3 protein-coding genes are annotated in these 8,139 nt (G+C 56.6%); 2 read left to right on the plus strand and 1 reads right to left on the minus strand.

Annotated elements, in window-relative coordinates; genetic code table 11:
- Together V7665_RS12455 and V7665_RS12460 are read left to right on the plus strand one after the other, a co-directional pair.
- A partial coding sequence (locus tag V7665_RS12455) for an efflux RND transporter permease subunit (protein WP_335664856.1) occupies nt 1-3,262 on the plus strand: 3,262 nt, incomplete at its 5' end.
- A gap of 71 nt (nt 3,263-3,333) precedes the next feature.
- On the plus strand, nt 3,334-4,539 hold the full coding sequence (locus tag V7665_RS12460; RefSeq protein ID WP_335664858.1) for a DUF445 domain-containing protein: 1,206 nt from the start codon (nt 3,334-3,336) through the stop codon (nt 4,537-4,539).
- Here V7665_RS12460 and V7665_RS12465 read toward each other — a convergent pair.
- Nucleotides 4,536-8,139, minus strand: a 3,604-nt coding sequence (locus V7665_RS12465) for an NAD-glutamate dehydrogenase domain-containing protein (protein ID WP_335664857.1), incomplete at its 5' end; no start/stop codon positions are given. The genes V7665_RS12460 and V7665_RS12465 overlap by 4 nt on opposite strands.

The following is an 8,139-nucleotide window of genomic DNA, read 5'->3' on the forward strand; positions in this document are numbered from 1 at the left end:
CGGAGCAGCCCCGACGGAAATTGAAAACCAGATCACCCAGAGGGTCGAGGCGGCGGTGCGGTCGATCAGCGGCGTCAAGAATATCAGCTCGACAGCGAGCGAAGGCAGCAGCCGGACCTTTGTCGAGTTTGAAATTGGCGAGGATGTAAACGACAGCGTCAATGAAGTGAAAAATGCGGTTGACCAGATTCGTGGGTCATTGCCAGATGGTATTTTGGAACCGCAAGTATCCAAGGTTGATGCAGTGGGTGGCCCGATCGGCTATTTTGCCGTCAAGGCCGACGATATGACTGTCGAACAGCTCAGCTGGTTCGTCGATGACATGGTGGCGAAGCGATTGCTGACCGTCAACGGCATGGCGGAGGTTGACCGGTTTGGCGGCGTCGACCGGGAAATCCGCGTCATTCTGAAACCCGAACGGATGCAAGCGCTTGGCGTAACCGCCAATCAAATCAACAGCGTGTTGCGCCAAGTCAACGTCAATGCTGCCGGCGGACGGGCAGAAGTGGGAGGCACACGGCAATCGGTCCGCGTTTTGGGCAATGCCGACGATGCATATGCACTGTCACAGACGCAAATATCCTTGGGCAATGGTCAAACGATCAAGTTGAGCGATGTCGCGGACGTGAATGACTCCTTTGGCGAACGCAGTTCGATATCCAAGGTCAAGGGCGTCGAGGTTGTCAATTTCGCAATGTCGCGGGCACGCGGTGCTTCCGATGTGACCGTCTATGATGAAGCTCTGGAAATCATGGACAAGATCGAAGCGGAAAATAGGGGGATCGAATTCATTCCCCTCGGCACCAGTGTCGAATATACCAGATCACAATATAAAAGTTCGATGCTCGCCATGATAGAAGGTGCCATATTAGCGGTGATAGTGGTTTTCATCTTCCTCCGCGACTGGCGCGCTACGGTTATCTCGGCCATAGCCATCCCGCTTTCGGCTATTCCGACCTTCTGGTTCATGGATCTGCTCGGGTTCAATCTCAATTTTCTTTCCCTGCTCGCGCTGGGGCTGGTTGCCGGTGTCCTTGTCGATGATGCAATTGTCGAGATCGAGAATATCGTGCGACATATGCGGATGGGGAAAACTGCTTACCAGGCCTCGATCGACGCTGCGGATGAAATCGGGCTCGCGGTTGTCGCCACATCCTTTTGTATCGTCGCCGTTTTCCTGCCGGTAGGACTGATGCCAGGCATCTCCGGCCAGTTTTTCAAGAATTTCGGTATTACGGTCGTTATTTCGGTGCTGATGAGCTTGGCCGTCGCGCGGATGATAACGCCCATGATTGCAGCATATTTCCTCAAGGCCAAAGGCCATGCAGAGCATGGTGAAGGCGTATGGATGGATCGATATATGCGTTTGCTGCAATGGGTTTTGGACCGTTCGCGGTCCGACCGAATTCGGCAGACACTTGTCCCCGCCAAAGCCGCCTGGTGGCAATATCTGATCGGCTTTCTTCTGTTCACATCGATTGTGACCGTGTTCGCCGTTGTCGCTTGGAAGATCGGGTTCATGATCAACGGCCTGCTTGCCGTTTTGATCCCTAGTGAATTTCTGCGGGCAATTTTGAGTATGGTATCCGGTGTCGCCGTTGGTTACGTCGCTGCATTCCTGCTGGTTCTGGTGATCAGAAGGGTGGCTGGTTTGTTTGGCGACCGTTTTGCTCTCTGGTATGCATATCGGTCCGGTCGTTTCCAGGCCCGGGCCTATGACCACCGTATATGGATGATGGGTGTCGGCATGATCGCCTTTAGCCTAACGGTGATTTTATTTGGGATCACGCCCGCCGAGTTCCAGCCGACCATCAACGAGGACAATAGCCGCGTCCAGATCGAGGTGGTGCCGGGCACGACACTGGAACAGACAGAAAAAATTGCCGATCGCGTGTCGGATCTGATGTATGCGCAACCGGAGGTTGAACGCGCCCTGACGCGGGTCCGGGAAACCAATGCGACAGTTTTCGTATCACTGAAAGAGGATCGCGACAAAACATCAATCGAGTTTGAACGCAGTCTTTTACCCGAACTTCAGAAAATTCCTGACGCCCGGATTTCTTTCCGGTCTCAGAGCGGTGGCGGCGGAACGGGACGCGACATATCCATCATGCTGACCGGGTCTGACCCCAACTTGCTGGAAACAACCGCAGCCAAACTGGTTGAACAGATGAAAGAGATTAATCTGGTGCGGGCACCGCGGATCGCAGCAGATCTAAGCCGGCCGGAAATCATCATCACACCTCATATGAATCTGGCATCCGAACTAGGCGTCACCACGGCGACGCTCAGCCAGACGATCCGGATCGCCACGCTCGGCGAAATCGATCAGAATGCCGCTAAATTCTCGCTCGCTGATCGACAAATTCCGATCCGTGTCATGTTGCCGCTCGCATCCCGTACAGATCTGACAACGATCGAAAACCTGCCGATCCCGATCGCCAGTGGCGGCACGGTGCCGCTAAGCCGGGTGGCGTCCGTCAGCTTCGGCTCCGGGCCGACATCGATTCAGCGCTACAACCAGAACCGCCGGACATTTGTCGGGGCGGATTTGGCACCGGATGTGATCAAGGGTGAAGCGATGGAGAAGATCTTCGCTCTGCCGATCATGAAGAACCTGCCTATGGGAGTCTCGAACGAGGCCTTCGGTGAAGATGAATGGCAGCAAGAACTGGCGGTCAATTTTGTGATCGCGTTGATTGCCGGCATTTTGCTCGTATTTGCAACGCTTGTCCTGCTCTATAAGCGAGTGATGTCGCCTTTGGTCAATATGGGCTCGCTGGCATTGGCTCCGCTCGGCGGTATATTTCTGGTCTGGGTTGGGGGCCAATCGCTCTCGATGCCAGTGCTGATCGGGGTGCTCATGCTGCTGGGCATTGTGAGTAAGAATTCGATTCTGCTGATCGACTTCGCGATCGAGGAAATGAAAAAGGGCGTGCCGAAATTCGAAGCCATCATGGATGCCGGGCACAAGCGTGCCCAGCCGATCGTTATGACGACGGTTGCCATGACCGCGGGCATGGTGCCAACGGCAGTGTCCCTGTCCGGTGATGGTGCCTGGCGCGCACCGATGGGAACAGTGGTGATCGGCGGCCTGATCGTCTCAACCATGCTGACCCTCGTCATTGTCCCCGCAGGTTTCAGTCTGGCGGACGGATTTGAACGCCGGGCCGGGCCTTGGTTGCGCAACAAGCTGCTAACCTACAAGACCGGCGATGACCGCCATGATCGGCCCGATGCAGAGGTCCAACCAGCCGAGTGAAGCCCATATCGTCACAGACAGGCAGCGGCGGCGCAGCATCTGCCACCAAAGCCAACAATGCCGGTCAGGACATGAAGATCATCGCCACCGGCATGTTGGTGGTGATGGCCATCATTTATTTTGCGGCAAAAAGCTATGAAACAGTGCATCCAGCTCTCGGATTTGTGCGCGCCTTCGCCGAAGCGGCGATGGTCGGCGGTCTCGCAGACTGGTTTGCCGTAACCGCCCTTTTTCGCCACCCCATGGGCCTGCCGATACCGCATACGGCAATCATTCCGCGCAACAAGGACCGGATCGGCAACACGCTGGCGAATTTTCTCAAGGATAATTTCCTGATTTCGCGTCTGGTGGCCCAGCGCATGCGCAATGTCGATCTGGCCAGTGGTATTGGACGCTTTCTGCAATCGCCGAGCGGTGGCGAAGGCCGGCTCAAATTCGGTGCTTCGCGCCTTTTGGGCGACGCCATTGCTTCGCTAGACAAGGATCGCCTGGGCACCATGTTCAAGGGTGCGGTCAAGACCCAGGTCGTTGGCCTCGACATCGCCACGCCTATGGGACAGATTCTGGGGGCGGTCATGGCGGAAAATCGTCACGGTCCGCTGATCGATTCCACCATTCGCTGGGCCTATCGCACGCTCGACACCAATGAATTGGTCATTCGCAATATCGTGACTGACCGCGCCAATACGGTGATGCGCTGGACCGGTCTTGACGACCGGGTCGCAAACGAGGTGCTGGACGGCCTCTACAAACTGCTCGCCGACATGGCTGCCGACCCCCATCATCCAGTCCGCGCCAAAACCGAAGAAAGCCTAGTGCAACTCGCGGTCGAACTGCAGCAGGATCCGGATCTTCGTCAAAAGGTGAACGAATGGAAACTCGAGATGATCGAGAATCCAGCCATTGCCTCTTGGCTGGATGGAATTTGGGAGCAAGGCAGAGTGGCGCTGCTTCGGGCAGCCCGTGATCCCGATGCCGCACTGGCTGGCCAGTTTGGAGACGCGCTGATCCAGCTGGGCAACAGTCTGCAGCAAGACAAGCAACTTAATCGCCAGATCAACCGATTCGGTCGGCGCGCCGTCATCGGCGTGGTTGCCAGCTACGGCGACAATATCGTCAAACTGGTATCTGAAACAATCCGTAGCTGGGATACGAAGACGATTACCGATCGGGTCGAGAATGCCGTCGGCCGCGATCTGCAATTCATTCGAGTGAATGGCACCCTTGTGGGCGGACTAGTCGGCCTGTCTCTCCATACACTGGGCTATTGGATCTAGCGAGAGAGCAACAACCGCGCCTGCCCGGCGATTTGCGCCAGCATCGCGATCGACGGCTTTGGTGTTTGCTGCGCCCTGTCCATGATCTTTCTGAACTGGGCCACCCGGTCGATATTGCGATCGGCCCAGCTTTCGACAAATTGCTGCATATCCTTGCCTCGGGTCCGGCGGAGGAAATCGAGACGCATCTGTTGAAAATCACGCGCCAGACCGGCGACCAGCAAGCGGTCCCAGGGATCGGACGGATTGATCCGGGTCGCCGTCATTTGCGCCCAGTCCAGACCCAATTGACTGCCCAGCTTGGTAAAGGCAACCGCCACGTCCAGAACATCAATTTCCCGGCTATCGGCGAGAAAGGCAATGCCCGCCGCACCATCATTCTTGTAGATATTGGCGACCTTGTTGGCGATTTCCGGCGTCGCTCCTGCCTCAACCAGCGATTTCATCTGCTTGGCCGCCTGCAAGCGACCTTCGGCGGTTATCAGATTTTCGACATTCTCGTTGAGCACGGTCACGCCCGGCGCCAACATATTGACGGTATCATCAATCCGGTCATCCGAAACCCCGATCCGCATCAAGTCCGCCATGTGCGAGCGCAGGACGTAGGCGAGACGATCAAAGAGTACTATTCTGATATCTTCCGAAATCTCAGCCACTTCCAGTGCTTGCCATAGTCTGTCGGCGTGGAACAGACGTTCCGCCATGACGAAAGCGCGCGCCACTTCCCCCAATGTGCAGCCTTCTTCCTCGGCCAATTCAAACGGGTCGATCAGACCCAGCCGGTTGATCATCCGGTTCGCCAGCTTGGTGGCAATAATCTCGCGACGCAATTGATGCTTGAGAATGGCCGATTCATGGCCCTCCTGCATCGCCGCCGGAAATGCCTGGAGCAACTCACTGTTCAGTCCGGGATCATCACCCAGATCGCTGTTTTCGATGGCGTCCTGCAGCGCCAGCTTGGCGGTGGAGACCAGCACGGCCAATTCCGGCCGGTAGAGCCCACGTTTTTCCTGGCCACGGCGAACTAGGTCCTCATTGCCAGCCAGTCCTTCAACCGCCCGGTTCAACAGGCCCTGTTCTTCAAACTGTTCAATCAGACGAATATAAGACGGCAGCGATTTCGAACCACCCATTTCGGCGATTGAGATACCCAATGCCTGCAGCCGGTTGTCTTCCAGAACCAGCGCGCCGACATCATCGGTCATCGACCGAAGCAGCGCATTTCTTACGTCCGGCTGCAGCTTGCCGCTGGCCAATTCCGTATTGAGCGCGATCTTGATATTGACTTCATGATCCGAGCAATCAACCCCGGCGCTATTGTCGATAAAGTCGGTGTTGATTCGGCCGCCCTTGGCAGCGAAAGCGATCCGTGCAGCCTGAGTAATCCCCAGATTGGCACCCTCGCCTATGACCTTCGCGCGCAGCTGCTCCGCATTGAGACGAATCTTGTCATTGGCCGGGTCACCAACATCAATATGATTCTCGGACGCGGCCTTCACATAGGTACCTATCCCGCCAAACCACAACAGATCAGCGTTACATGCCAAGATGGCGGTCATCAATTTGGTCGGCGTCGTCTCTTCATCATCCGGCAGGCCTAGCAGGACGGCAATCTGCTTCGAGATTTCGATCGTCTTCGAACTGCGTGAAAATACGCCGCCGCCCTTGGATATCAATTTCTTGTCATAATCATCCCAGCTGGAACGCGGTAGATCGAACAGTCTTTTGCGCTCGATCCAGCTCGTCGCCGCGTCGGGATCAGGGTCGATAAAGATATGCCGGTGGTCAAAGGCGGCCACTATCATCAGGCTCTTCGAAAGCAGCATGCCATTGCCGAACACGTCACCCGACATGTCACCGACGCCGACAACCCTGATAGGTGCAGTCTGGACATCAACCCCCGATTCCGCAAAATGACGCTGCACAGAGACCCAGGCGCCGCGCGCCGTAATTCCCATCGCCTTGTGGTCATAGCCGTTGCTGCCACCACTGGCGAATGCATCACCTAGCCAGAAGCCGCGATCGATTGCGATCTGGTTGGCGATATCGGAAAAGCTCGCGGTGCCCTTGTCAGCCGCCACCACAAAATAAGGATCGTCTCCGTCGAGTCGTTCCACCCGTGCAGGGGGCACGACTTTGCCCGCGACGATATTGTCTGTCACCGACAAGAGGGCGGAGATAAATATTTTATAGGCTTCAATACCTTCAGACAGGAATGCGTCGCGGTCTTCTCCCGAGGGCAATTGCTTGGCAAAAAATCCGCCCTTCGCACCCGTCGGAACAATCACGGCATTTTTGACCCGCTGGGCTTTCATCAAGCCCAATATTTCGGTGCGAAAATCATCCCTGCGATCCGACCAGCGCAGGCCACCGCGGGCCACCGGACCGGCCCGCAAATGGATGCCTTCGACACGCGGGCTATACACAAATATTTCCCGCCAGGGCACCGGAGCGGGCAGTTCCGGAATTTTAACACTCTCAATCTTGAAGGCCAGCGCTTCGCCGGCCTGATAGGCGAAAGCATTGGTCCGCAGAATCGATTCGATAACCGCCCGGAACAGGCGCAAGATGCGGTCGTCGTCAATCGCGTGAACGCCAACCAAGGCAGCGTCCATATCATGTGTCGCCGCGATCGCGCTTTTCGAGCGATCTCCTGCAAAATTCGGGTCATGTTGGGAACGGAAAAGCCTGATCATCGCTGCCGTGACGTCCGGCGCCTCGGCCAAAGCATCGACAACGGTAGCCAGACCATAGCTGAGTCCGGTCTGGCGCAAATAGCGGAACCAGGCCCGCATCCATACCGTCGAGCGGGCGTCGATACCGGCGGAAATGATAAGCTGGTTAAAGGCGTCGTTTTCCGCCTCTCCGTCCAGCACGCTGGTGATCGCAGCCTCAATCTCTTCCGACCGGGCAAACAGATTTTCACATCTTTCCTCGGACCGCAGTTCAAGCATGAAATCGTGTATATAGCCCAGCCGGCCACCTTCCAGGGGAGTCGGAACCGATTCGAGCACGGTAAAACCGAAATTCTCCAGCGTCGGCACCGCATCCGACAGCGGCAGCGCGCCACCCAGATGATAGATTTTCAGCCGCAGCAGATGATCGGCATCGCTGGCCAGCCGGTAGAGCCGGGTCGACCGCTGACCGCCGCGCTCCAGCCGGAACAGCCGCATGATGTCCTTGGCCGCTTCCAGAGCACCATAAGTTGACTGATAGGTTCCCGGAAAACAATTGGCATAGCGCTGCGCCAAGACCGCAGCCCGGTTTTCCTGACCGGCTTCCCTCAGATTGCGTTCGACTTCCGGCTTCCACCCCCGGACCATATTCTCCAGTTCCTGATCGAGCAGGTCAGGGTCTGGAGCTCTGCCATCGGTCCCCATGTCGAGCGTGTAGCGCAAGGAGGATACACCGCCCTCTTCAAGGGTATTGGACCAGCTCAATATTTTCGCCCCGGTCGCCTCCATCAGCATATTTTCGACATTCTGCCGGCGCTCGGTCGAGAGCTGTTCACGCGGAAGCCAGACGAAGGCAAACAGATGGCGAGCCAGTGGCGAGATCACGCTGTGCAATTTGGGGCGTGGACGGTCGATCAGTGACATC

Source organism: Parasphingorhabdus sp. (genome assembly GCF_036964675.1).
Lineage (GTDB): Bacteria > Pseudomonadota > Alphaproteobacteria > Sphingomonadales > Sphingomonadaceae > Parasphingorhabdus.

Excerpts from the sequence above, each read along its gene's own strand:
- V7665_RS12460 (WP_335664858.1), top strand. The coding sequence starts at position 3,334 with ATGAAGATCATCGCCACCGGCATGTTGGTGGTGATGGCCATCATTTAT.